Source organism: Psychrobacter jeotgali, from assembly GCF_904846315.1.
In the GTDB taxonomy this organism is placed as follows: domain Bacteria; phylum Pseudomonadota; class Gammaproteobacteria; order Pseudomonadales; family Moraxellaceae; genus Psychrobacter; species Psychrobacter jeotgali.
This window is the reverse complement of sequence record NZ_CAJHAF010000001.1, coordinates 2,413,831-2,438,755: the sequence shown is the minus strand read 5'-3', so window position 1 is coordinate 2,438,755 and position 24,925 is coordinate 2,413,831. Positions and strand designations below refer to the sequence as shown.

Sequence of the window (24,925 nt, the reverse complement as noted above, 5' to 3'; positions counted from 1 at the left end):
CTATTTATGTAAAACCAATTTATTAAAGCAGCAATAAAAAAGGAATAATACAATGTCCAGTCCAGAAAATAATAAGGATAAAACTTTTAAAGCGCTAGTCGTTGAAGAGACTAGCGAGGGCGAGTTTAAAAAAAGCATTCAGGAGCGCCGTGTCAGCGATTTACCTGATAACGATCTGCTGGTTGAAGTGCATTACTCTTCGCTGAATTACAAAGATGCGATGTCGGCATCAGGTAATAAAATGATTAGCAAAAATTTCCCACACACCCCCGGTATCGATGCTGCAGGCGTAGTGGTAAGTGATAAGTCTGGTACTTTTAAAGCAGGCCAAGAAGTGGTGATCTTTGGCTATGATTTGGGTATGGATACCGATGGTGGTTTGGGTCAAATGATCTCAATCCCAGCCGACTGGGCAGTAGCTCGTCCTGAGGCTTTAAGCCTAAAAGAGGCGATGATTTATGGTACAGGCGGGCTAACTGCAGCTTTAAGCGTGCAAAAGCTTGAGAAAATGGGCGCAAAACCTGAAGATGGCCCAGTAGCTGTGACCGGTGCATCGGGCGGGGTGGGTAGTATGAGCATCGCTATTTTAGATCACTTAGGCTTTGAGGTTATCGCCTTCTCCGGCAAGAGCGAGCAAGCTGATCATCTAAAATCGTTAGGTGCTAAAGAAGTGCGCAACCCTGATACTATCAATGAAGTCGGTGATAGACCCGTCGGTCGTCCGCAGTGGGCACATGCTATTGACACTTTGGGCGGCGACTTCTTGGCTAATTTGCTTAAACAAACCCAGCCGGGCGGCGCAGTGACCAACTGTGGTCTGGCAGCCTCAACTGAGTTTTCGATGACGGTATTGCCCTTTATCACCCGTGCGGTGTCGCTACTGGGTATCGATTCGGTATTCATTCCATTAGCAGATAAAAAAGCTATTTGGGAGCGTGTCGCTACCGACATGAAACTGCCAAATCTTGAGCAGTACTGTGAAGAGATTACCCTCGAGCAAACGCCAGAGTACCTAGATCGCTTTATGGCGAATAAGGTGACGGGGCGTTATGTGGTGAATGTGCGGGGTTAGGTTTTTGGTTTAGAAGATAGGTAAGGATTAATCAGCTAAATTTAATCCTACTTTGGAATAAAGCCAGTTAAAGATCATTTTACGGTATACATTAAGCTTAATGTTACGTCCTATATTAAATGATGGAGCACTTTATGAAACAGACAGCTGATAGTTGGCCTGATATTCCTTATCAAGATTGGAAAGAGACCTGTACACTATTGCATCTATGCTGCCAAATCGTTGGTAAATACCGATTATCGCATACCCCGTGGATTAATCATGCCTGGCATACGACCTTGTATGTCACACCGCGAGGTTTATCGACAGGAACCGTTCCAGATGGTGATCGCTATGTCACTCTGACACTCGACTTTTGTGATCATACATTGCAGGCTATATCTGATGATGGACGCTCAGAGGCATTTGCTCTCAAAGACATGAGCGTTGCCGACTTCTATGCCCAAACCAAAACGATTGTCGAAGCTGTAGGTGGGACTTTTAATATTCATGAACAGCCGAACGAGCTGGAAGATGCGACGCCTTTTGCTCAAGATACTAAGACTCGACCTTATAAATCTAATGCCGTTGCCGACTTCCACACTGCCTTACTGCAGATTGACCGAGTATTTACTCATTTTCGCTCTGGATTTATCGGAAAGGTGTCACCATCGCATCTGTTCTGGGGCTCGTTCGATCTGGCTGTCACACGGTTTTCGGGTCGTCTTGCACCTCTGCATCCGGCAGGTATTCCGAATTTGCCAGATGAAGTTGCGCAAGAGGCTTATAGCCATGAGGTATCGTCTGCAGGATTCTGGCCAGGTGGTAGCGGTGTGGATGAGGCGATGTTCTATTCTTACGCCTATCCAGGACTAGACGGTTTTGCTGATCAAAAAGTAGAACCCGTAGAGGCAAGGTTTGATAAAGACCTTGGAGAGTTTTTGCTACCTTATGATGCTGTGAGAACGAGCGACGATCCAGATGCCACGCTTATAGCGTTTTTACAATCAACTTATGAGGCTGCTGCCAATCTCGGTGATTGGGATCGGGAGGCGCTGGAATGTGCTCTAGGCAAACCTAACACTCCTCGCGCCATTCATTAAGTTTGCGATTTGGAAGCGTGTCGCTACCGACATGAAACTACCTAATCTTGAGCAGTACTGTGAAGAGATTACCCTTGAGCAAACGCCTGAGTATTTAGATCGCTTTATGGCGAATAAGGTGACGGGGCGTTATGTGGTCAATGTGCGGGGTTAGGTTTTGGTTTTGGTTTAGGCATTCAAGTTTTGTAGATAATGGCAGTGCTCTTTTGGGGTGCTGCTTTTTTTTGAATTTCCGATTATTTTCCAAAAATTACACAACTAATTACACATAGTGTGTATTATATAATGACTTTAAATAGACTTATCAGCTTACTGAGAGTTCGTTATGTGTAAATATAGAAAGCTATCGAATCAACCTTTAGTCTTTGTATTAGCAGAGTTTAGATTTTCTCCTATACTCGATATAAAGGAATATATACCTAAGATTCAAGATGCTTTAAGAAATAAGCTACCAATTCTAAGAAACACTGAGACCCAGGAAATTACAGTGTCACCTAACGGTATAAGCCTAGAGGCTCAAGCTAACTGGGATTTTATCTCTAAAAACAGTCATACAGCAGCTTCTATTAATCAGAATCGTTTGTTGTTTATGACCAGTGAATATGAACGCTTTAATGGGTTCGAAGAGAACTGCGATTTTCTACTACAAACTATTATAGATATTATTAGCCCAAGTCTTTGTTTAGGTCTTGGGTTACGTTATAGCGATACCATTTTTATCATTGAAGGCAAAGGCTCAATAGAAGACTTTGTTCAGCCTAGACTATACAACAACGATGATTTAAAACTATCAGGAAGCTTACTAAGACAGACTAATGAAACCTTATGGAGAACGACAGAAGGGGCTATTTTTATCCGTTCGATATATGGTGAGGATAAAGTTTTAGTTTGGCCTGATGCAGAGAACCTGCCTATTGCAATAGAAAAAATTTCTGATAAGCCTGTTAAAAGACTACTATTGGACATTGACCATGTATGGAATGCACAAGAAGAAGAGTCTGAGCCACTAGATTTTGATAAAGGATTAATACTTAGTAAGCTCTCAAGCATGCATAAAATTAGTCGAAAAGCGTTTTGGAATGTAACAACAGAACAAGCCAAGGAGGCATGGAAATGAAACAAAACAATTATAAATCTAACAGCTGGTTAAATAAAAGTATAACTCCAGCTATTATAGGCGCTTCTTTCCTTATAACTACTCCAACTTATGCTTCTAAAAAATCAACCAGTTACGATAATACTCGTTACATAATTGATAAAATGAGCCAAGCAAGTGGATCAAGTATTAATGTTAAGTACAACACTCGCCAGTCTCAACTTTCGACAATAAAAAAGTATTTTGATTTGAGTGATGAAAAGCTTGCGAACCTTGTTGGCGTTTCAAGAAAGACTCTCTATAACTGGGAAAAGCAAGGTATTAGTAAGCAAAAAGATAGACAAAGAGTGTTTGAATTAAGTGTTATCGCAGAAGACTGGAATTATAACAAGCTTCCAACTGATAAAGAAAAGCTGTTTACCCCTGTCCTAGGTTCCACTAGCGTTATGCAAATGTTGACAAATAAAGAGCTTGATAGAGAAAAAATAATTTTTGCAGGTCGACGTCTTGCTCATCAATCATTGACGCCTGAAGTAGGTTTGATTTAGAGGTATAAATGCAACGTATACTCGAAGCATTAGGATGGCGACAAGGCAGTTTTGTTAAACCTGAATCAGTGGCAAAGCTCATAGGTGATATAGATAGTACGTTCACTATATCTGCTAACGACTTGTTGATTGTTGCCTCACAATCATGCGACGTTGCATCCTCGCAAGAAGAATATATCGAGCTCTCTATTGTTCGGCTTTTATCAGCTGAAGAGTTTAAGAAACAGTATAGCCATAACCGTCACCCTAGAGTGCTGCATATAGAAGCAAACTCAAACAGCTCTGATGAGAAGATTATTTTAGAACTAAGAGCCCATGAAAAAATTCAAATAAAGAAGTCACTTCTCGAAGAATTTAAGCCTGATACTTCAATCAAATTTTTAGAAGAAAACTTAAATCAGTATATTGATTGGTTAGCAGGTCGTTATAAAAGACCTGCATTACCTACTAAATTTGATCAACTTATAGCGATTTCTGATAAGAAAGATAAAAGAAAAAAGATTGCTAAGCGAGCTAATGATTATTTAGCTGGCATATATGTTGAGATTTACCCAAATCGGGATATTGACGATGATGAGACTTATTCAGTGAATTTGTTAGGTATAGCTTCTGACGAACAGTCTATTACTCCCGCTACTGATGCACTTAATAGCTATGCTGATATATTGACAGATGCTGGAATGAACGTCTCTACTCCTAAAATAGCTACTGAATTTCAAGTTTCTGTAGGTACCCTACGTCAGTATCAACGTATTAATTTTGACTATCTTTCATACGAAGAAAATAACCCGTTACCACCTGACACAGAAATTTAAACCAAAAAAAACACCCAACAATTTGAGTGTTTTTTTATTTTAGCTAAAGATTAAGTAGAGATTACTCCCACTCAATAGTAGCCGGTGGCTTACTCGACACATCATACGTCACTCTCGACACGTCTTTTATCTCATTCATGATGCGATTACTCACCGTCTCAATCAAATCATAAGGCAGATGGGCAAAGCGCGCGGTCATAAAGTCCACAGTTTCGACAGCACGTAGCGCAATCACCCACGCATAGCGGCGACCGTCACCGACCACGCCCACCGATTTAATCGGCTGGAATACCGCAAAGGCCTGCGCGGTTTTATCGTACCAACCTGAACGCTCCAGCTCTTGCATAAAGATGGCATCGGCTTGACGCAGGATATCGGCGTATTCTTTTTTGACTTCGCCTAAGATACGCACACCTAACCCCGGCCCTGGGAACGGATGACGATAGATCATTTTCTCAGGCAGACCTAAAGTAATACCGAGCTTACGTACTTCATCTTTAAACAGATCTCGTAAGGGCTCGATAAGTTTAAAGGCTAAATCATCGGGCAGACCGCCGACGTTATGATGGCTCTTGATCACATGCGCTTTGCCTTGATGCGACTTCGCTGATTCAATCACATCGGGATAAATCGTCCCTTGTGCCAAGAACTCAACTTCTTTACCGTCACTTTGCTCGCTGACTTTACGGGCACTATCGGCAAACACATCAATAAAGGTTTTGCCGATGATTTTACGTTTGGCTTCGGGATCAGACTCGCCTGCTAGGGCATTTAAGAATAAATCTTCAGCATCAACACGGATGACTTTTACGCCCATGTTTTCGGCAAATACTTGCATGACTTGATCGCCTTCATGCAAACGCAACAGCCCATTATCGACAAACACACAAGTCAGCTGATCGCCAATCGCTTTATGCAGTAATGCCGCGACGACTGAGCTATCAACCCCGCCTGACAGCCCAAGCAGCACTTGCTTATCACCGATTTGCTCTTTTAATTGGGCCACCCGCATATCGACGATATTATCTGGCGTCCACTCGCCTGCGCAGTCGCAGATTTGATGCACAAAACGACCGAGCAGCGCTTGACCTTGCAAGGTATGAGTGACTTCGGGATGAAACTGCAGACCATAATACTGCTTATTATCATCAGCCATAATCGCAATCGGGCAGCTGGGCGTGCTAGCAATCACCTCAAAACCTTTTGGCGCTTCGATGACTTTATCGCCATGACTCATCCAGACATTTAGTTTGGCAGTGCTGTTTTCCGTAGTGCTGTCTTCTATGCCATCAGTAAGCTTTGAATGCCCGTTAACATTGATTGTTGCCGCACCAAACTCGTGTACGTCGCTGGCATGTACCTTGCCGCCAAAACGATCCGCCATCGCTTGCATACCGTAGCAGATACCAAGTACAGGCACACCCAAGTCAAACACCGCCTCATTAATGCGTGGACTATCATCTGCATGCACGCTTTCGGGGCCGCCCGATAAGATAACCCCTTTAGCACCAAAATCTTTAATGCGCTGAGTGTCAATATCATAAGGGAACATCTCACAAAAAACCCCCGAATCACGTACACGGCGGGCGATCAGCTGGCTGTACTGCGAGCCGAAATCGAGAATGAGGATGCGATCTTCTTTAATAGTCGGAATTTTAGAATTAGTAGCGGTTGGCGTGGTGGCAGTGCTCATAAATAGATATCCATCGATAGATAAATTGGTGGCCTATTTTAACAAGTTTAAGCAAAGGATTGGTTATTAGATGCTCAATTAAACAAATAAAACTCATGATTATTCAGCTACTATAGTTGAGGGACATCGAAAAATAGATAATGCTAAGAGAATAAGCTTTGTACAGCATCGCTGAAACGTCTTTAAGGTATATAGCATAAATGACTTCCAAGTTTATGCTACTCTCATTAACTCATTAATTAATAAGCTATGTTGAAAGTAGGGTTTAACGATATCGTTTAAAGACAGTATCTATCGGCGATATTAGACGTCTTTTAAAACAAAGCAAATAAATGAGAGGTATATATAACTTAAAGCGCGTCATCAACTAAATTATTAAAAGGATAACTATAACTCAAGTAAACACTTATCTTTTAATCGGTGACACTGCTATTTTTGTCATTTTAACTTTGAAAAGGAGAACTAAATGGGTAACTCCAAAGATCAAAAAAACAGTAAAAAACCCAATCAAGACCAGACTGGAGTGTCAAAACAATATCTTCCGGATTATGTAAAAGCTCGATCAAAGTATTATAAGCCGCCCCATCTAGGTACATTTGACGTGGGTATGTCCATTCCACAGTGGCGCCCTGACCACGTACCTGATACGCGCATTGACAAGTTTACCTTTGGTATGGTGCTAATCATCCTTTTGGGTATCGCCATACCTTTGATACTTTTTCCTGAGCAAGGCAAAGAGTGGGTGGGGATAGCTCGAAACTTCGTAGGGGATAACTTTGGTTTTGCCTACTTAGCTTTTGGCGTGCTTGCTATGCTGTTTGTGATTTATATTGTGTTTTCTGACATTGGTAAAATAAAACTGGGCCGACCCGAGGAGACAGCAGAGTTCGCTAATGGTTCATGGGCGGCGATGTTGTTTTGCGGTGGTATTGGGGCCAGCATTCTCTATTGGGGCCTCATTGAATGGGCTTATTATTATCAAAGTCCACCATTTGGAATAGCAGGCGGAACGCCGGATGCTATTCGCTGGGCAACCACTTACGGTATGTTCCATTGGGGGCCGGTGGCGTGGGCGATCTATTTAGTACCGGCCATTCCCATTGCTTATTTTTATTATGTGCGTCAAACACCAGTACTTAAAGTTAGTCAAACTTTGATGCCATTATTAGGTGAAAAATTAGCAGGCAGTAACTGGGCGAAAATGCTCGATGTGCTATTTGTCTTTGGTATGGTTGGCGGTGGTGCGACGACTTTAGGTCTGGCCTCCCCACTTATTAATGAGGGTTTATATAACCTATTTGGTCTACCGCGTAACATTACGATGCAAATTGTGGTGCTGTTAATTACCACCATGATTTTTGCTTATAGTGCCTATCAGGGTCTCAAAGGCGGTATTCAAAAGCTCTCCAACATTAACTTTTATTTAGCAGTGGTTTTCCTACTATTTGTATTAATTGTCGGGCCTACGGTATTTATCTTAAACACCGGTCTGGAGGCTATAGGGCGCTCTATTACTGAGATGCCGCGGATGATGACCTATGTTGAGCCTTTCAAAGACTTTCAACAATTCGGCTTTGAGCACACGACATTCTCGCAGGACTGGACAGTATTCTATTGGGCATGGTGGCTGGTATTTGCGCCGACTATCGGACTGTTTATCGCCAAAATCTCCAGAGGACGCACTATTCGCAATATGGTAGTAGGCTCGATGTTCTACGGATCGCTTGGTTGTGCGATGTTTATGATTATCTTGGGTAATTACGGGTTATATCTACAGATGACTGGCACCGTTGATGTCATTAGTATTTTGAATAACGAGTCGCCTACTGCCGCTATCTTCTCTATTCTAAATAGCTTACCGATGTCTTATTTGGTCGTTGCCGTATTTACCTTTTTGGCGACTATTTTTACCGCTACTACCTTTGACTCCATCTCTTATATATTAGCCTCGGTGGTACAAAAAGAGGTCGATGATGAGCCGCATCGTTGGAACCGTCTATTTTGGGCCTTTACCTTATGCTTATTACCCGCAATTCTAATGTTCTTAGGGGATTTGCAAACGCTGCAAACCGCTTCTATTATCGCCGGTGCCCCACTAATTATTATCTTATCGATGATGATGGTATCGGTCATTAAAGCAGCTCGTTATGACTTAGCTTATCAGCCTGATTACTATGTCAAAACCATTCACATTGAAGAGTTGCCTGACAACTCTCCATGGGAAGAAGGGATGACATCAGAAGCGCCTGAAGGTTCGGTATTGCAGCAACAAGACGAATGGGAGCAAATGCGCGAGGATAGTGAGAACAAAGATTAACTCAAGCATATTTGATCTAAAAAACTCACAAAAGGCTGAGCTACTCAGGTAGTTCAGCCTTTTATATCAACGATATGTAAACCACCTTTATACTAAATAATATAGGGTATTAAGTAACATAAATACCTTATCTTATGACTCAAAACTGGGATAAGTTTTACCTTATGAATAGCAAGTCTATAAAAGATAGTTGCTTTTAAGGTGTTATTCACAAACAATCAGTATATTAACTTTATAATCAACCCCTTATCACCCCGCATAAATCTAAAGCTTTGAGATATTTTGAGATATTATTAAGTCAATTTAAAGTCAGTACAGAGCAGGTGGTAGAACACGTGTGGGGTTTATTTAGAGTTGATTAAAGAAGGGGTCTCTCTAATAAAAATTAGACATTGCTTTTATTGTTAATGGTCAACCATTGGATGGTCCTACATTATTCAAACCCTATCTAAACACTAATTTAGTCGCTTATTTAAATAGGGTTATCATCAATCGACAGGTATGTCCCTATGAGCAAAATCAACTCTCTTATCCGTAAATGCCCTAAGTCCAGTCCTACTGCGGTAAAGGCTTACAGCGAAAAAATCAATAATACTAGCTTAGATACAGCTTCAAAAAGCAATCCAGCTCTCAACACTCCAATCGAGCAGACACGTTGGAATGGTTGGGGCAATGTTGACATCAATAAAAAAGTCTCACCGCACGGTGCCAAACTGATCAAATCGCACATTGGCAAAACCAAAAACCTACCGTCTGTCAACTTACAACAAGTCCTTAAAACCGTCCCTAAAACACGTTTGCCTACGGCTATCAGCAGTCTTGATATAGTATCTATCGATCAAGAAATTCGGCTTAGACACGCCCGCGGACAAAGCTTCCCTGATTGGATAGCGATGCATAGCGGCGATTTTGAGACCTTCCCTGATGGCGTGGCTTTTCCTGAAACGACCAATGATGTTGAAGAACTACTCAAGCGCGCCCAAGAGCATGATCTCATCGTCATTCCGTTTGGCGGTGGCACTTCTGTAGTCGGTCACATCAATCCGCAAAAGGGCTCACGTCCGGTATTGACCATTGCTATGAGTAAGATGGATCAACTTATAGATTTAGATACCGAGAGCCAGATTGCTACTTTTGGTGCGGGTACGCAAGGGCCTGCGGTCGAAGCGCAATTGGGCGAGCACGGTTACCGTTTGGGACATTATCCGCAGTCGTGGGAGCTATCAACGCTTGGCGGCTGGATTGCGGCGCGTTCTAGCGGTCAGCAGTCGTTGGGTTATGGTCGTATCGAGCAGATGTTCGCCGGCGGTACCTTAGTCACTCCGCAAGGAGTATTAAATATTGCCGATATTCCCGCCTCTTCGGCAGGGCCTGATCTGCGTGAGATGATGATGGGCTCTGAGGGCCGCGCCGGTATCTTTACCGAAGTAAAAATGCGTGTGCAACCACAGCCTGAGGAAGAGCTATTCAAAGTGGCTTTTCTCCCTCATTGGGAAGCGGGTAAAGCGGTGCTCAAGCAAGCAGTGCAAAATAATGTTGGTCTTTCTATGCTGCGTCTAAGTAATGCGGTTGAGACCGATGCGCATTTGCATTTGGGTACTACGCCCAGTCAGTTTTTAGCCATTAGTACCTATCTTAAAGCGCGCGGACTGAGCTCAAATAAAGTCATGCTCACTTATGGGGTATCAGGGGACCAAGCGCAAAATAAACTGGCACTGACCCAGTTCAATAAACTATTAAAACAGCACGGTAGTGTCACCGGCAAAATTACCGATATTATGGGTAGCGTATGGGCGCATGGACGCTTTAAATTCCCTTATCTACGTGGCACCTTATGGGATAAAGGCATCATGGTCGATACCTTTGAGACGGCGACCAACTGGAATAATATCGACGAGCAAATGGCGCAGATGCAAAATGCGGCGCAAAACGCTTTAGCTGACGAAGATGAAAACGTCATGGCTTTTACTCATATCTCACATGTCTATAAGCAAGGTGCTAGCCTTTATACGACTTATTTCTTCAGAGCCGCTAAAGACCATACTACTACGTTGAAGCGTTGGCAAAAAATCAAACATGCCGCCAGTCTAAGCGTGGCTAATGGCAAAGCGACGATATCGCATCAGCACGGCGTTGGACGCGATCATGCCCCTTACCTTGCGGCAGAAAAAGGCGAGCTTGGGCTACAAGTCACCAGTGCTATGTTCAAGAGCTTAGATCCTGAGCAGCGTATGAATCCGGGTGTATTGCTTGAAGATTAAAAAACAAATTAACAAGAGTAATTTATGACTGAAAGTACGCAGCGCCAGCAAGCCCTAGCGCCCCTATCTCAACCCTTATCTCAATCTAAACCTTGGGATATGCTCATTATCGGTGGTGGTATTACTGGTGCGGGTATTGCTCGTGAAGCGGCAAGGCGCGGTCTAAAAGTGTTACTCATTGAGCAAAAAGACTTCGCTTGGGGCACCTCAAGCCGCTCTAGCAAGATGGTGCATGGCGGACTACGCTACATTGCTTCCGGCGATTACAAAACCACACTGCTTAGCGTGCGTGAGCGTGAACGTATGCTCAATGAAGCGGGCGGTCTGGTCAACGAGATGCATTTCGTCATGCCGCACTATAAAGGCAAGTTTCCACCGCCTTGGATCTTTAATACTTTGCTGCGAGTCTACGATAAACTGGCGGGCAGGCGCTATTTTAAATACTTTAAAAAAGACGCCTTTCTTGGTGTTAATCCGTATATCAAGCAAGATAAATTCTTGGGTGCCAGTCAATTTAGTGATGCGGTGACCGATGATTCCCGGCTAGTGATGCGCGTACTTGATGAAGCCATTCATGACGGTGCGCAGGCGATTAACTATCTTAAAGCCGAGTCGTTACTCACTAATGAGCAGGGTTTAGTCGTGGGTGCAACGCTCAAAGATACGTCTGACGCAGATTCTATAGCTGCTAATAACGGTCAAACCTATGAAGTTTATGCCAAAGTGGTGGTCAGTGCCACCGGCGCTTGGGCAGATACCCTACGTATGCAAGCCCGCGCTCAGACCGAGCAAAGTTTTCATAAGCAAATTCGTCCGTCGCGCGGCAGTCATCTAGTTGTTAGTCAGCAGCGTTTACCGATTAAGCAAGCCTATACTTTTTTGCATCCTGTTGATAAAAGAGCGGTATTTGTCTTTCCTTGGGAGAACCGTACTGTTCTTGGTACTACCGACTTGGACCATCCCCCTTTAAATGATGAAGAGGTCGGCATTACTAGCGAAGAGGTGGATTATTTATTGGCTGCGACTAACGGTCTTTTTAATAACATCAACCTGAGCCGAGAGGATGTGATTAGCACTTGGGCAGGCGTACGTCCGCTAATCTCAGAGAGCGGTGATGGTAAACGGGTTAGCCCGAGTAAAGAGAAGCGCGATCATAGCGTTTGGTTAGATAATAATTTAGTGACTGTCAGCGGCGGCAAGCTCACTACCTTTCGCTTGATAGCCCTTGATGTATTAAAGATTTGCCAAAAGGTGCTGGCGTTTGATGAATCGGCTACTGAGCAAAGTGCCCCATTTAACGACCAAGTCTTTAGCAATACAGCACCAACTCATCCCAAATTTACGACTTTGCCAATTGACTTACAACAACGCTTGCAAGGATTCTATGGTCTCCAGCTTGATACCTTACTTGAGCTGGCGCATGACGACGATTTGGCTTATGTGACCGATAGCAACACCATTTGGGCGGAAATTCGCTTTGCTGTACGTTGCGAGCAGGTCATGCATTTAGATGATTTATTGCTACGGCGTACGCGCTTGGGGTTAATACTGCCTAATGGCGCTTTGACGCCGCTTATCAGCGCTAGAATCCAGAAAATCTTTCAAGAGGAGCTGGGCTGGGATGAACAAAAATGGCAACAGGAAGTCGCTCGCTATCAAGACTTATGGCAGCGCTATTATCATTTGCCTGCGGCTTAAGGTTTTCTAAGTTAGTTTCAACCTTTATTTCTACATAGTTAAGGACGACTATGACTAATAATACCAATGACCCTATTTACCTCCTTGCTATCGACAATGGTACCCAAAGCGTCAGAGCGCTTATCTTTGATCAATTTGGTACCGAGATCGCCAAAGCCCGCATCCCTATTGAGCCGTATTTCTCCGAGCAGCCAAGCTTTGCCGAGCAGCACGCCGACTACTATTGGCAAAAGCTAACTGAGGCTTGTCAGCAACTCTGGCAATGCTGTGAGATTCAACCTGAACAAATCGCTGGCGTCAGTCTCGCCACCCAGCGCTATACCATGATCTGCCTTGATAAAGACAAACAGCCGCTACGTCCCGCTATCGTTTGGATGGATTTGCGCCGCGGTAAGACTAATGACATTGGTTTTTTAAGCCCGCTCACTAAAATCATCGGCATGGGCGAATTGGTGCAAGAGGCGCAGCAAAAAGCGCGCTGTAATTGGCTGGCGCATCATGAGCCAGAGATTTGGGACAAGACCGCCCACTATGTCAACCTCTCCGCTTACCTGACCTATCAGCTTACTGGCGAGCTTATCGACTCTAACGGTCATTCGGTAGGCTATCTACCTTACGACTACAAGGCACAAACATGGCTAAAGCCCAAAGATCTTAAATGGCGACTGTTCAGCTGTACGCCTGAGCAAATGCCCAAAATCGTCCCACCGGGGCAAAGGCTTGGTGAGATAACCGTCAAAGCCGCCGAGGCCACAGGTATCCCTCAAGGCACACCGATGATTGCCGCCGCCAGTGATAAGGCCTGCGAAGCGCTGGGTGCAGCCGGTCTGGCAGCCGATACCGCCTGCTTAAGCTTTGGCACTACCGCCACTATCAATACCATCTCCCCCGATTACATCGAGATCCTCAAGCACATGCCCGCCTACACCGCCGCTGCGCCTAATTACTACAATCACGAATATATGATCTATCGCGGCTTTTGGATGGTCAGCTGGTTCAAAGAACAATTCGCCCATTATGAGCAGCAGCTGGCAAAGACCCAAGGCATCGACACCGAAAAGCTCCTCGATAAGGCCGTCAAAGACATTCCGGCGGGCTCTATGGGACTTATAATGCAGCCCTATTGGTCGCCCGGCGTCCGTCATCCGGGGCTTGAGGGCAAAGGTGCACTTATTGGCTTTGGCGATGTACACACACGGGCGCACGTGTACCGTGCGATCTTGGAGGGGCTGGCTTACGAGCTCAAACTCGGCTTTGATACTATCGAGAAGCGTACCGGAAAGCCCATCAAACACCTGCGGGTCTCAGGCGGCGGCTCCCAAAGCGACGCCGCCATGCAGCTCACCGCCGATATCTTTGCCATGCCCGCTTACCGCCCGCACACTTATGAAGCCGCAGGGCTAGGCGCTGCTATCAACTGCGCGGTGGGGCTCGGCGTCTATCCCGACCACGCTACGGCTAGCGCAGCCATGACCCATTTAGGCGATGAGTTCTTACCTATTGAAGCCAATGTGCAACTCTATAAGCGTCTTTATAACCAAGTCTATCTTAAGATGTACGAGCGCTTAAAGCCTTTATATCGGAGCATTCAAGACATCACCGGTTATCCTACTAAGTGAATTACACTTCTGAGTTAAACCTTTATTGCCTCTATAGACTCAAGTTTAAGATAATAATAACGGAGACTAAGCTATGACTACACCAAAGTCCACACTCAAAAACACTCAGCATTACGTCCTAACTAAGTCCAATATTGAAAACACCCCTGAAACCAAGCACATCCATCAGTTTAACGAAAATGCTATTCGTCATACGGTTTCATTGAGTGATATCGTTGGCCTTACCAAATTCGGTTTGCATCTTGTGCGCGTTGAGTCGGGTGATGAAACCACGCAGCATCACTATCATGAAGAGTCAGACGAGTTCATTTATATGCTATCTGGTGAGCTGTCGCTGCGTTATGGTGATGAAACTTATCAGCTAAATGCAGGAGATTTTGTCGGTTTTCCCGCACAGGGGGCGGCGCATTCTATGCGTAATAATAGCGATATGGATGCTACCTATTTAATGGGTGGCAGCAGACCAGCGTTTGATATCTGTAATTATCCAGACATCAAACGCAAAATGTATACTATCCATGGCAAAAAGGAGTTTGTAGATTTAGAGGATTTAGGTCAAATAAAGCCTTGAGAGCAGTAAATCTTGTCTCGCTTTATAAAGCCTTATTAATCACCAAAAGCCGCATAAACCCGATTTAATCCCTCTCGCAATAGCGCCTCAGGACAAGCCACGTTCAGGCGCATTTTTAGATGTCCCTCGTTACCGTATTTAATCCCTGCATTGAGCTCAACTTTCGCCTCTCGCAGTTTGTCATAGAGCGCCTGATCATCATCGCCATAGGCAGAACAATCCAGCCAAATCAAATACGACGCCTCTGGGCGCATCACCTTAATATCAGGCAGATGCCCTGCCAAAAAATCTAGCGTCAACTCGATATTTTTTTCAATATAAGCCAGCGCCTGTGTGAGCCACTCTTCGCCCTCTTCATAAGCGCTTTGCATCACCATATAAGCAAATAAATTCAGCTCATACTCATCATTTAACTGCTGCTGTTGGCTGATTTTTTTGAGTAACGCCTGATCTTTAGCAAAGATCATCGAGCCTTTAATACCGGCTACGTTAAAGGTTTTGGTCATGGAGGTCAGGCTGACCACTTTATGTGCGTAATTTTCTGCTGCTGCTAGCTTTAAAAAGGGCACAAATTTATGACCACTCAAAGTTAAGTCTTGATGAATCTCATCACTGACAATCGCTACCTCATGCTTTTTGCAAAGCAAAAGCAGCGCTTCAAGCTCGCCTACCGTCCACACACGCCCGCCCGGATTGTGCGGATTGCATAATAAATACAGTTTTACCTTATGCTCAACTATCTTGGCTTCGATGTCGTCCAAATCTAGCTGATATTTACCGTCAACTTCCTTTAGGGGCGATGTCACCAGCGTGCGATTATTTTGCTCAACCTTGGTCATAAACGGCGTATAAATAGGATCATTGACCAGTACCGCCTCGCCTGCCTCGGTAAATATGTGCATCATCAGCGCTAGGCTTGGCACCACGCCCGGCGAGAATAAAATATTCTCTTCAATAAGCTGCAAATCATAACGACTGCTATGCCAATTAATAATCGCCTCAAACAAAGCCTTGGTAGGCTTGGTATAACCTAAAATACCGTGATTCACCACACGCTGCAGGCTATCCAAGATAGGCTGAGCCGCCTTAAAATCCATATCCGCCACCCATAGCGGAATCGTGTCATCGCTATAGTGCCATTTAATTGACCCTGTATTGCTTCTGTCGATTATCTCATCAAAATTGTATGCCATGGGCTGCTCCTTAGGGATGGTTTTTATTTAATATTAACTATCCTACATCTTCTCATACTTGATAAACAACTTAGACAACTCTTTGAGCACAAACGGAATAAGTGATAGCCCCAGCACAATGAGCCAGTCTTGCATCTCTAGCGCTTGCAGCTTAAAAGCATCGGCCAAAAATGGCACGCTAATAACCACAACTTGCAGTGCAAAACCAAATACCACCGCAGCGACCAAATAAGGATTGGAGAACAGTCCCAATTGAAAAATAGACTTGGATTCATGACGCAGCGCCAACGAGTAAAACAACTGCGAGCCTGCCAGCACCACAAAGGTCATGGTTCTAGCATGAGCCAATACACTTTCAGGGATATCTCGTTGCCCCAGATGATAACCCTCTTCGCTCAGTCCAATATAAAAAGCCAGTAATGATAACGCCCCAATCAGCACCCCGCCTATAATCGCTCTAAACGCCACGCCGCCTGCAAAGAAGCTCTCACTAGGATCACGCGGTTTGTCATTCATCACTTCTTTATCAGGCGTATCGACGCCCAGCGCAATAGCAGGGAACGAATCAGTAATGAGATTAATCCATAAAATCTGCGTCGCTAGTAAAGGTAACGGCCATGAGAGCATGATAGCGACCAAGATAGTAATCACTTCGCCCAAGTTACAAGATAACAAGAAGACCACCGCCTTCTTGATATTCTTATAGATATTACGCCCCTCTTCAATAGCATGAACGATGGTGGTAAAGTTGTCATCGGTCAGAATCATATCGCTGGCGCCTTTCGACACATCGGTGCCAGTAATGCCCATCGCCACTCCAATATCAGCCGCCTTGAGCGCTGGCGCATCATTGACCCCGTCGCCGGTCATCGAGACGATATTGCCATGTGACTGTAAGGCTTTGACAATGCGCACTTTATGCTCTGGGCTAACCCGAGCAAATACTCGGTAGTTTAAGACCTCTTTAGTAAAGGTGTCCGCGCTCATCTGATTGATATCGTAGCCTGAAATAGCCTGCGTGCGCTCTGACGCCATATCCAATTGTTTAGCAATCGCAAAAGCGGTATCGGCGTGATCGCCAGTAATCATAATGGGCGTAATGCCAGCGTTTTTGGCTTCACGAATGGAGTCCTTGACCTCCTCTCGCGGCGGATCCATCATCCCGACCATGCCGACAAATACTAACTCCTGTTCCATCTGCTTAGGAGTGATGACTTTATCAACCTCTTTATAAGCCGCTGCCAATACCCGTAACGCTTTGCTACCCATCGCTTTTGACGCTGCAAGAAATCGCTGTTTATGCGCATCGGTAATCGCTACTACCTCGCCATGATCTAAAACATGAGTACAAAGCGGCAGCACTTGATCGATCGCTCCTTTTATATTCACTCTATAGCATTTACTTGTCTGATTGGCATCCAGCTGGTTTAAGGTCGACATCAATTTACGCTCAGAGTCAAAAGGTCGCTCATCGATACGTGGATATTTGGCCTCTTGTTTTGACTTAAGCAAACCCGCCTTTTCAGCATAAGCCACCAGCGCAATCTCGGTCGGATCGCCCGTCTCTTCCCCACCTTCGATTGAGGCATCATTACAAAGCAAAAAACTACGCACCATCAGTGTTTCATCGTCGTTTAGCTCAATATGAGTATCAGCCTCAGCATGTCCAACAACAGTCTTATCACCCTGCAAGGTAAAGTGCTCGACCACAGTCATACGATTTTGGGTAAGGGTACCGGTTTTATCTGAGCAAATAATATTCACCGATCCCAGTGTTTCAACCGCCGGTAGCTTTTTGATAATAGCGTTAATCTTTGACATCCGGGTCACACCCAGCGCCAATACAATCGCCACAATCGCCGCCAACCCCTCTGGAATCGCTGCCACCGCCAAGCTAATAGCAGTCAAGAACATCTCAAAGGTATCTCTGCCCTGAAACAAGCTGATCGCTAAAATCACTACTGACACCCCAATCGCCATCAGCCCGAGCGTCTTACCCAGCTCATTCAAGCGCTTTTGTAGCGGGGTCATGGTATCGTCTTCATTGTCCAAGATGCTAGCTATCTTACCCATCTCGGTCTGCATACCGGTGGCGATAACCATCCCTTCGCCGCGCCCATAAGTGGCGGTGGTCGAGCGAAACGCCATATTGCTACGGTCACCGATATTGATACCCTTATCATCAATAACCACGCTCGCATCTTTGTTCGCCGCCACCGACTCACCAGTCAGGGCCGACTCTTCAATCTGCAAATTGGAGGATTGAATCAAACGCAAATCTGCTGGAATAAAACGTCCAGCATCAATGAGTACCACATCGCCCGGCACTAGGTCTTCTGAATCAATCTCTTGATTGCTACCGGCGCGGCGCACCACAGTTTTGGGGTTGGACATTTTTTGCAGCGCTTCAATGGCCTGCTCAGCCTTATACTCCTGCACCACGCCAATGACGGCGTTGATCAGCACCACCAGCAGAATTATAGTGCCATCGATATACTCACCAATGATAAAGGTAATCACCGTCGCCGCCAGCAGCACATAGATCAAGGCGTCTTGCATTTGCGCAAAAAACATCGCTATCAGGCTTTTCTTTTTGCTGCCTTCAATTTTGTTTTTGCCATATTTTTCTAGCCTCGCCGCTACTTGTTGCTCGCTTAGCCCCTCGGAGGGATCGACGTCTAGCTCGTCTTCTACTTGCTCCTTGGTTTTGCTATGCCACATGCTTGCCTCACTTATCGTTGTTATTATCTGTTGATGGCTAGTCCATTATGACACTAAGGATATTGAAGTAAAAATGTAATATTCGTTAACAGTTAGTTTAGGAAGTGGGTTGAGAGTTGGCTGATGGATGTGAAAGCAGGATACGCTCCTTCATCCCCTAAAACCCAACCGTCATCTGCCAATAAATAAGCACCGCGCTCATACTAAAGAACGAGCCAATGGTAGAAATAATCACGATAGCCGACATCCGATTGACCAAGCCATAGTGTTGCCCGATGATAGCGATGGTCGAGAACACCGGCGCTGAGGCGAACAGCATAGCCACATATTTATCCTCCAGCGTGCCGCCTGGGATTAGAGTGATAGCCAGCAGAATCATTAGCGGATGCAGCACCAGCTTACCCAAACCGACCGTAGTGATTTTTGGTAAATCACCTTTTAGCTCCAGCCCATATAGGCTCATCCCGATCACGAATAGGGCAACTGGTGCCGCAGCGCCAGTGAGTATCTGTGCGGTTTGGGCGACCACTTGCGGTACAGGAATACTAAAGATAGAGAAAATGACACTGATCACGATAGTGATGATAAGTGGGTTACGGGTGAAGTTTTTACCTATACCGAGCAGCACGCTGGCTAGAGACTTATCTGAATCAGGATTCATCTCCGCCATGATAAATAGCATTGGCAAGATTAAAAAGTTTTCAATCAGAATGCCCATGGATAAGTAAGTCGCCGCTTTATCAGAACCGATAACCATGGAGACTACCGCATAGCCGATAAAGGCACTGTTAGAGAACGAGAGCGCCGTGGAGTTGAGAGCCGCTGACACATTATCTTGTCGCCAAATCATTTTGGTCAATACCACACCGACCATAAAAGCTATGACCGAGCCTAGAGCATAAATGAATAGATAATACGGTAGGATAACCTGTTGAAAAGGCAGGTCGGCAATGGCGTTAAACATCAATGCTGGTAGCGCAATATTTAACACCAGACTACCCATACCTTTAGCGTGCTTAGGATCGATGGCTTTAATACGGACACATAGGTAGCCAAGCGCAATGATAATAAAAATAGGGGCAGTGATGTTAATAATGTCTAACATAGTAGTGATCAGCCGCTTATAGGCGTGGGTATAGTCAAGCGATTATAATCAATCAACCTTCGGATGAATATAAAATCAAGCGCTAGCGCCCTTTAAAATTCGCTTCGCGTCTCTCAACCATCGCCATCGCTCCCTCGCGGGCATCTTCTGAATGAAATAAATGCGGCAAATAGCTATGAATATTGGCTAGGGCAGCGGCAATTCCACTACGACTCACATCTTGCGCCGAAGACAGTAGCCCTTGCACACCAAGCGGAGCTGCGGTACAAATTTCTTTGGCAATCGTCAGAGCGCGCTCGTATTCTTCACCATTTGCGACCACTTCACTAACTAGATTGAGTCTATCCGCGGTTTGTGCGTCAAATGCCTTACCCGTAAGCAAGTAAGACATAGCTTTTTGCCAACCCGCTGCCGCGATAAATCTTACCGTCGCTCCGCCAAAAGGCATGATACCGCGCTGCACCTCCATCTGCGCAAAGTTGCAATTATCACTAGCGATGACTACATCACTATTGAGCATCAGCTCAATGCCCGCAGTAAAGCAGGTGCCTTGTATCGCCACCACCACAGGCTTAGTACGCAGCTTACCGCCAATGCCCCATGGATCGATTTCGTCATCATTGAATTCAAACGCGCCTTTGTCCCATTTATCTTGTAGTTCCATCAAATCAAGACCAGCGGTGAAATGTTCTCCATGAGCAAAAATGAGCGCACAACGCAGATTATCATCATTTTCATAGCGAGTTAATGCTTCGGATAACCGCTTAATCATATGGCTGTCAAAGGCGTTGCGTTTATCGGCTCGATTAAGTCCGATAAGGCAGATATAGCCGTCGGTCTCAAAAGTGATGCGGTTGTTGGTATTGTTTTGAGTGGTCATGAATTTGTCCCTTTTAAGTACTTTTAAGATAACGCTACTGACTTTTAATATAGACATCCTTACGCTATAACACAAGACGAAAAATAAAAGCGTAGTATGCAGAATGACTCATTAACGATGTCGTTAAATTACTATAAAACGGATACAGTGCTACTGGGATAAATTTTGCGCAGCCTCTGTCAGCGTAGACACAGCACGCAAGTAAAATTTATACCAGTAGCACTGGTAATATTAGCGTGTCAATTTTATTTCGAACTGACTATAAATATAATTTTAATAAAACCCATTTTAAAGGGTAAGGAATATTAATAATGGCTGATTCAACTTCTACCCATTCCGATAATACTTATGATAATACTATCCCACGTTTTGATAGCTTACTTAAAGCGGTAAACGCCCTAAGCAACCGCTCTATTAGCTCATTAGACGATGTGGATTTACAGCCGGTCTCGGGCGGCGATATCAATGAGGCAAGCTTACTGACCATAGGCGATTCAAACCAGCAGGTTTTTTTAAAGCAAAACACTATTGAGAAAGCGCCGGTACTTGAGGCTGAAGTAGAAGGGTTAACAGCCATACGTGCGACGGGTGCGCGGACTTGCCAGCCTTTAGCGTTTGGTATTGATAACGAGCGCGGGCGTAGTTTTTTATTACTCTCAGTGATTCATGCTTTTAAGGGCTCAAACGCCCATGCGCAAGAAGGCTGGCATGATTTGGCATCGCAGCTGGCGACACTGCATCAAGCCCAGCCACCACAGCCGCCGCAACCGGATAACCCTGATAACTTTGATAACAACCAGCACTCAAAGTGGTACGCCGGCTGGTTTGATGATAATTTCATTGGTAGTAGTCCCCAGCGTAATAGCTGGACGGCTAACTGGCATGAATTTTTTGCCAGTCAAAGATTGGGCGCACAGTCGCAAATGGCCTTTGATAATCAGCGCATAAATCGCCAAACTCTACAACAAATCGAGCGCATTCAGCATAAGTTAGAACAGCTTTTGCCAAACTATCCGCTCACAGACGAGGCAGGACAACCCAGACCGAGCTTACTGCATGGCGACTTGTGGGCGGGTAACGCTATGCTCGGTCAGTCGGCTGATAATAGTGAAGATAAAGCGCTTGGTTACTTGATAGATCCTGCCGTTTATGTGGGTCACCCTGAAACCGATCTTGCCTTAACCCAGTTATTTGGCGGATTTACATCAGAGTTTTATGACGCTTACCTAGAGCATGGTCTAGTGCAGGATGGATTTACCGAGCGGGTAGATATCTATAACCTTTATCACTACCTAAATCATTTAAACTTATTTGGCAGCGGTTATTTAAATGCTGTGCAGCGCATTGCGCAGCGTTTTGGGAGTTAGAGTGTGTTTAAGTATAAATCTTTGTCAAACCTGTAGATAAAATGGTGGGTTACGCTGCGCTGACCACACCCTACGCCAAACCTAGATTCTGCTTCTAATATAGGTAATGCATAGAGTAAAGTGAAAAACGAGCTTCGATAACAGTTGACCTTATTTTCATTAATACCCTATTATTAACATTCACTTTAGTATTAAGACTTTATTCAGGATAATTTATGGAATTTTGGCACGGTTTCTTGCTTATCACGAGTGTGCATTTACTAGCCGCTGCCTCGCCTGGTCCTGATTTTGTCTTAGTTTCACGTGAAACCTTAACTAAAGGTCGGCGTAGTGGCTTGATTTGTAGTTTAGGCATTACCATCGGTCTAGCCGTGCATATTATCTATTCAGTGCTAGGACTGGCGGCAGTAATTGCACACTCACAGCCATTATTGACCGCTATTAAATGGTTAGGTGGTGCATATCTGATTTATCTCGGTTGGCAAGGTATTCAAGCTAAGCCAAAACAGCCGACAGCCACTATAGACCAAGTTTCAGAAGAGCATTCTACTGCACAGCTAATAAAAAACTCAGCTTCAGCAGCATCTACCTTTGCTACGCTGCGCCGTGGATTTTTCTGCAATGTCTTTAATCCCAAAGCACCAGTATATTTTGTAGCAATATTTACCTTGGTGCTCTCGCCCGATATTCCGCTTTGGCAGCTGTCCATTTATGGGGTATGGATGATGATCCTGCAGATGGCCTGGTTTAGTACGGTGGTGATGTTACTATCGATTCCTACAATTCTGCGCCGCTTTCAGCGTTTTGAGCATTGGATAGATCGCATATTGGGTACAGCGATGATTGTATTGGGATTAAACCTAATTTTCCGCAGTCGATAAGGCGTTGATTAATCTTTGATTAGTCGCAAAATCTGCTACACTGACGGCTTATATCCCTCTATCAAAGCCCCATACTATGACAACCAAGCCTATCAAAAACACCTCTTTAAGTGAAAAATCTAACAATAAACCTAATACCAATCACAGAAATAGATCGCCTGCGACTGCCAAAAAGCTAGGACAATTACATCCGCGCAATCCGCATCAAGGTCGTTACGACTTTACGGTGTTAACTCGTGCCCTACCCGAGCTTGCCGACTACACCATTACTAACCCAAAAGGCGAGCCGACCATTAACTTCTCTGACCATCAGGCGGTACGTACGCTCAATAAAGCACTATTATTGCAGCATTATGGTATTAAGTTTTGGGACATTCCTGACGGCTATTTGTGCCCGCCTATTCCGGGACGTGCGGACTATATTCACTATATCGCTGATCTGCTGGCGCAAACCACTCATGTAAATAGTGATAATACTCCGCCGACCGGTAAGCAAATTCATGCCCTCGATATCGGTACTGGTGCCAGCGCCATTTATCCTATTATTGGTAGCCAAAGCTATGGCTGGCGCTTTACCGCAAGCGATATTGATCCAGTCTCGGTCAATACCGCTGCGTTAATTTGTGAAGCTAATCCTAAACTAAAAGGCGCCGTTAAAGTTAAATTGCAGCCTGAACCTAAGTATATTTTTAAAAACATCATTGGCCGTCAAGACTACTTTGACGTGGTGATATGCAACCCGCCGTTTCACGCCTCACTCGAGGAAGCGATGCAGGCCAATAGCCGTAAGCAGCATAATCTGCAACGGCACCGCGGCAAAAATGAAAGCGAGCAAGTCAGTCGTCATTCAACAAAGTCAGGTAATGCGGCACAGAACTTAAACTTTGGTGGTCAGCATAAAGAGCTGTGGAGTGAGGGTGGTGAAATTGCCTTTTTGACCAAAATGATTAAAGAGAGTCAAGACTTTGCCGAACATGTAGGCTGGTTTACCTCTTTGGTATCGAAGTCTGAAAACATCAAGCCTTTACAACAGCTGTTGAAGCAGCTCGACGTTACCCAAATGCGTATCATTGAGATGAGCCAAGGTCAAAAGAGCACTAGGGTATTAGCTTGGCGTTTTACAGTAGAGGAAGTTGAACAATAACAAGACTGATTTTTTTGGAACGTTTCACATGAAACATCATAGTTAGTAAACTATAGAGGTTTCATGTGAAACAAAAACCGCTTGGATTACCACAGCGGTTTTTTATTACAAAATTGGGCCGAGGTAAGATAACTTGTCAGTTAAAACAGCATGACTTTTATACCGATAGCGATAAGAACTATTCCACCTAATGCTTCCGCTTTCTCTTCAAGCCAAGTACCAGATCTTTTACCCAGATAAACACCAAAAAAACTAAACCCTGCAGTGATGATAGCGATAATCAAACAGGCTAGCCAAGCATTAAGCACTAATAAATTAAGGGTGAACCCTGCTGCCATGGCATCGATACTGGTCGCAATAGCAAGGGTAAACAGGGTACGATGACTGATGTTCTTTTGACTTTTATGCATCACAGCAACAGTATCCCTACTCCTATCAATAGCTTCAGTAATAACGTCAGTTTTCAGACTAAATCCACCATCTGCAATATCTTCTTTGTTCGCTGCAAATACTTCATAGAGCATCTTTCCACCGAGGACGATAAGAATAATACCGCCAATCCAGGGCGCAGCAGCTGCTAGCCAACCTAATAGTGCTGCGCCTAACAGATAGCCGATAATCGGCATCAACCCTTGCGAGATACCAAAATATAGCGCCGCATAAATAGCCAAACGTAGCAAATACCGAGAGCTTTGCTTTTGATTTTTTGCGCCCAGCCCAATCGCTACGGCAAAGGCGTCCATAGCTAAAGCTACTGCAAGTAATATAACTTCTATCATCTTTTTTTCACTAATTAAAACGTATTTCTATTAAGTTCCACGTGAAACAAAAAAAGCCACCTTGTTAACAAAGTGGCTTTTTA

General features: G+C 44.6%; 20 protein-coding genes. 14 read left to right on the top strand and 6 right to left on the bottom strand.

Translation table 11 applies throughout. From position 1 onward, the window contains the following. Window positions 1–52 precede the first annotated feature (52 nt). From JMX18_RS10020 to JMX18_RS09995, 6 genes are all read left to right on the top strand, one after another. Window positions 53–1,072 (top strand): oxidoreductase, encoded by a 1,020-nt coding sequence (locus JMX18_RS10020; RefSeq protein ID WP_201587428.1) that lies wholly within the window; start codon window positions 53–55, stop codon window positions 1,070–1,072. Between the two features lie 134 nt (window positions 1,073–1,206). Then, window positions 1,207–2,154 (top strand): DUF5996 family protein, encoded by a 948-nt coding sequence (locus JMX18_RS10015; RefSeq protein ID WP_201587426.1) that lies wholly within the window; start codon window positions 1,207–1,209, stop codon window positions 2,152–2,154. 31 nt (window positions 2,155–2,185) lie between these two features. Next, window positions 2,186–2,308, top strand: a complete 123-nt coding sequence (locus JMX18_RS10010) for a hypothetical protein (RefSeq protein WP_265088826.1) — start codon at window positions 2,186–2,188, stop codon at window positions 2,306–2,308. A 171-nt stretch (window positions 2,309–2,479) separates the two neighbouring features. Then, window positions 2,480–3,271, top strand: coding sequence for a TIGR04255 family protein (locus JMX18_RS10005; RefSeq protein WP_201587425.1), 792 nt, complete (start codon window positions 2,480–2,482; stop codon window positions 3,269–3,271). Beyond that, entirely contained in the window at window positions 3,268–3,798 is a 531-nt protein-coding gene (locus JMX18_RS10000) for a hypothetical protein (protein WP_201587424.1), read from the top strand. The genes JMX18_RS10005 and JMX18_RS10000 overlap by 4 nt, the downstream gene beginning before the upstream one ends. A gap of 8 nt (window positions 3,799–3,806) precedes the next feature. Then, window positions 3,807–4,613: a hypothetical protein gene (locus JMX18_RS09995; protein WP_201587423.1), complete on the top strand. Its 807-nt coding sequence runs from the start codon at window positions 3,807–3,809 to the stop codon at window positions 4,611–4,613. A 61-nt stretch (window positions 4,614–4,674) separates the two neighbouring features. Here JMX18_RS09995 and guaA read toward each other — a convergent pair whose 3' ends face one another. Beyond that, complete coding sequence (guaA, locus tag JMX18_RS09990) at window positions 4,675–6,306, bottom strand: glutamine-hydrolyzing GMP synthase (protein WP_201587422.1); 1,632 nt, start codon at window positions 6,304–6,306, stop codon at window positions 4,675–4,677. Between the two features lie 466 nt (window positions 6,307–6,772). On the opposite strand from guaA, the gene JMX18_RS09985 reads away from it, so the two are divergent. From JMX18_RS09985 to JMX18_RS09965, 5 genes are all read left to right on the top strand, one after another. Then, window positions 6,773–8,623, top strand: coding sequence for a BCCT family transporter (locus JMX18_RS09985; protein WP_265088825.1), 1,851 nt, complete (start codon window positions 6,773–6,775; stop codon window positions 8,621–8,623). Between the two features lie 509 nt (window positions 8,624–9,132). Beyond that, the gene (locus JMX18_RS09980) at window positions 9,133–10,884 is read left to right on the top strand and encodes an FAD-binding oxidoreductase (protein WP_201587417.1); all 1,752 of its coding nucleotides are present in this window, start codon (window positions 9,133–9,135) and stop codon (window positions 10,882–10,884) included. Window positions 10,885–10,908: 24 nt separating this feature from the next. Beyond that, window positions 10,909–12,582 carry a glycerol-3-phosphate dehydrogenase/oxidase gene (locus JMX18_RS09975; RefSeq protein ID WP_201587415.1) on the top strand — a complete coding sequence of 558 codons (1,674 nt, stop codon included), beginning with the start codon at window positions 10,909–10,911 and terminating at the stop codon, window positions 12,580–12,582. A 50-nt stretch (window positions 12,583–12,632) separates the two neighbouring features. Continuing rightward, complete coding sequence (locus tag JMX18_RS09970) at window positions 12,633–14,201, top strand: FGGY-family carbohydrate kinase (protein ID WP_201587413.1); 1,569 nt, start codon at window positions 12,633–12,635, stop codon at window positions 14,199–14,201. 73 nt (window positions 14,202–14,274) lie between these two features. After that, the gene (locus tag JMX18_RS09965; protein ID WP_201587411.1) at window positions 14,275–14,772 is read left to right on the top strand and encodes a cupin domain-containing protein; all 498 of its coding nucleotides are present in this window, start codon (window positions 14,275–14,277) and stop codon (window positions 14,770–14,772) included. Window positions 14,773–14,807: 35 nt separating this feature from the next. Here the strand turns inward: JMX18_RS09965 and JMX18_RS09960 are convergent, their stop codons facing one another. The 4 genes from JMX18_RS09960 to JMX18_RS09945 form a co-directional block, all read right to left on the bottom strand. Then, window positions 14,808–15,965, bottom strand: a complete 1,158-nt coding sequence (locus JMX18_RS09960; protein ID WP_201587409.1) for a MalY/PatB family protein — start codon at window positions 15,963–15,965, stop codon at window positions 14,808–14,810. A 42-nt stretch (window positions 15,966–16,007) separates the two neighbouring features. Next, window positions 16,008–18,686, bottom strand: a complete 2,679-nt coding sequence (locus tag JMX18_RS09955) for a cation-translocating P-type ATPase (protein ID WP_201587407.1) — start codon at window positions 18,684–18,686, stop codon at window positions 16,008–16,010. A gap of 157 nt (window positions 18,687–18,843) precedes the next feature. Continuing rightward, a complete protein-coding gene (locus JMX18_RS09950) occupies window positions 18,844–19,791 on the bottom strand; it encodes an AEC family transporter (protein ID WP_201587405.1) in 948 nt (315 codons plus the stop codon). 82 nt (window positions 19,792–19,873) lie between these two features. After that, window positions 19,874–20,671 (bottom strand): crotonase/enoyl-CoA hydratase family protein, encoded by a 798-nt coding sequence (locus JMX18_RS09945; RefSeq protein ID WP_201587402.1) that lies wholly within the window; start codon window positions 20,669–20,671, stop codon window positions 19,874–19,876. A 311-nt stretch (window positions 20,672–20,982) separates the two neighbouring features. On the opposite strand from JMX18_RS09945, the gene JMX18_RS09940 reads away from it, so the two are divergent. From JMX18_RS09940 to rlmF, 3 genes are all read left to right on the top strand, one after another. Beyond that, window positions 20,983–22,038 (top strand): fructosamine kinase family protein, encoded by a 1,056-nt coding sequence (locus JMX18_RS09940; protein WP_201587400.1) that lies wholly within the window; start codon window positions 20,983–20,985, stop codon window positions 22,036–22,038. Between the two features lie 215 nt (window positions 22,039–22,253). Beyond that, window positions 22,254–22,919, top strand: a complete 666-nt coding sequence (locus tag JMX18_RS09935; RefSeq protein WP_201587394.1) for a LysE family translocator — start codon at window positions 22,254–22,256, stop codon at window positions 22,917–22,919. A gap of 76 nt (window positions 22,920–22,995) precedes the next feature. After that, on the top strand, window positions 22,996–24,063 hold the full coding sequence (rlmF, locus tag JMX18_RS09930; protein WP_201587387.1) for a 23S rRNA (adenine(1618)-N(6))-methyltransferase RlmF: 1,068 nt from the start codon (window positions 22,996–22,998) through the stop codon (window positions 24,061–24,063). Between the two features lie 140 nt (window positions 24,064–24,203). On the opposite strand, the gene JMX18_RS09925 is transcribed toward rlmF, so the two are convergent. Next, window positions 24,204–24,842, bottom strand: a complete 639-nt coding sequence (locus JMX18_RS09925; RefSeq protein WP_201587385.1) for a manganese efflux pump MntP — start codon at window positions 24,840–24,842, stop codon at window positions 24,204–24,206. Window positions 24,843–24,925 lie beyond the last annotated feature (83 nt).

Coding starts and splice junctions, on each gene's coding strand:
- JMX18_RS09925 (WP_201587385.1), bottom strand. CDS start 24,842: ATGATAGAAGTTATATTACTTGCAGTAGCTTTAGCTATGGACGCCTTT.
- JMX18_RS10010 (WP_265088826.1), top strand. CDS start 2,186: ATGAAACTACCTAATCTTGAGCAGTACTGTGAAGAGATTACCCTTGAG.
- rlmF (WP_201587387.1), top strand. CDS start 22,996: ATGACAACCAAGCCTATCAAAAACACCTCTTTAAGTGAAAAATCTAAC.
- JMX18_RS10020 (WP_201587428.1), top strand. CDS start 53: ATGTCCAGTCCAGAAAATAATAAGGATAAAACTTTTAAAGCGCTAGTC.
- JMX18_RS09940 (WP_201587400.1), top strand. CDS start 20,983: ATGGCTGATTCAACTTCTACCCATTCCGATAATACTTATGATAATACT.
- JMX18_RS09945 (WP_201587402.1), bottom strand. CDS start 20,671: ATGACCACTCAAAACAATACCAACAACCGCATCACTTTTGAGACCGAC.
- JMX18_RS10000 (WP_201587424.1), top strand. CDS start 3,268: ATGAAACAAAACAATTATAAATCTAACAGCTGGTTAAATAAAAGTATA.
- JMX18_RS09935 (WP_201587394.1), top strand. CDS start 22,254: ATGGAATTTTGGCACGGTTTCTTGCTTATCACGAGTGTGCATTTACTA.
- guaA (WP_201587422.1), bottom strand. CDS start 6,306: ATGAGCACTGCCACCACGCCAACCGCTACTAATTCTAAAATTCCGACT.
- JMX18_RS09975 (WP_201587415.1), top strand. CDS start 10,909: ATGACTGAAAGTACGCAGCGCCAGCAAGCCCTAGCGCCCCTATCTCAA.
- JMX18_RS09995 (WP_201587423.1), top strand. CDS start 3,807: ATGCAACGTATACTCGAAGCATTAGGATGGCGACAAGGCAGTTTTGTT.
- JMX18_RS09970 (WP_201587413.1), top strand. CDS start 12,633: ATGACTAATAATACCAATGACCCTATTTACCTCCTTGCTATCGACAAT.
- JMX18_RS09965 (WP_201587411.1), top strand. CDS start 14,275: ATGACTACACCAAAGTCCACACTCAAAAACACTCAGCATTACGTCCTA.
- JMX18_RS10005 (WP_201587425.1), top strand. CDS start 2,480: ATGTGTAAATATAGAAAGCTATCGAATCAACCTTTAGTCTTTGTATTA.
- JMX18_RS09960 (WP_201587409.1), bottom strand. CDS start 15,965: ATGGCATACAATTTTGATGAGATAATCGACAGAAGCAATACAGGGTCA.
- JMX18_RS10015 (WP_201587426.1), top strand. CDS start 1,207: ATGAAACAGACAGCTGATAGTTGGCCTGATATTCCTTATCAAGATTGG.
- JMX18_RS09950 (WP_201587405.1), bottom strand. CDS start 19,791: ATGTTAGACATTATTAACATCACTGCCCCTATTTTTATTATCATTGCG.
- JMX18_RS09980 (WP_201587417.1), top strand. CDS start 9,133: ATGAGCAAAATCAACTCTCTTATCCGTAAATGCCCTAAGTCCAGTCCT.
- JMX18_RS09985 (WP_265088825.1), top strand. CDS start 6,773: ATGGGTAACTCCAAAGATCAAAAAAACAGTAAAAAACCCAATCAAGAC.
- JMX18_RS09955 (WP_201587407.1), bottom strand. CDS start 18,686: ATGTGGCATAGCAAAACCAAGGAGCAAGTAGAAGACGAGCTAGACGTC.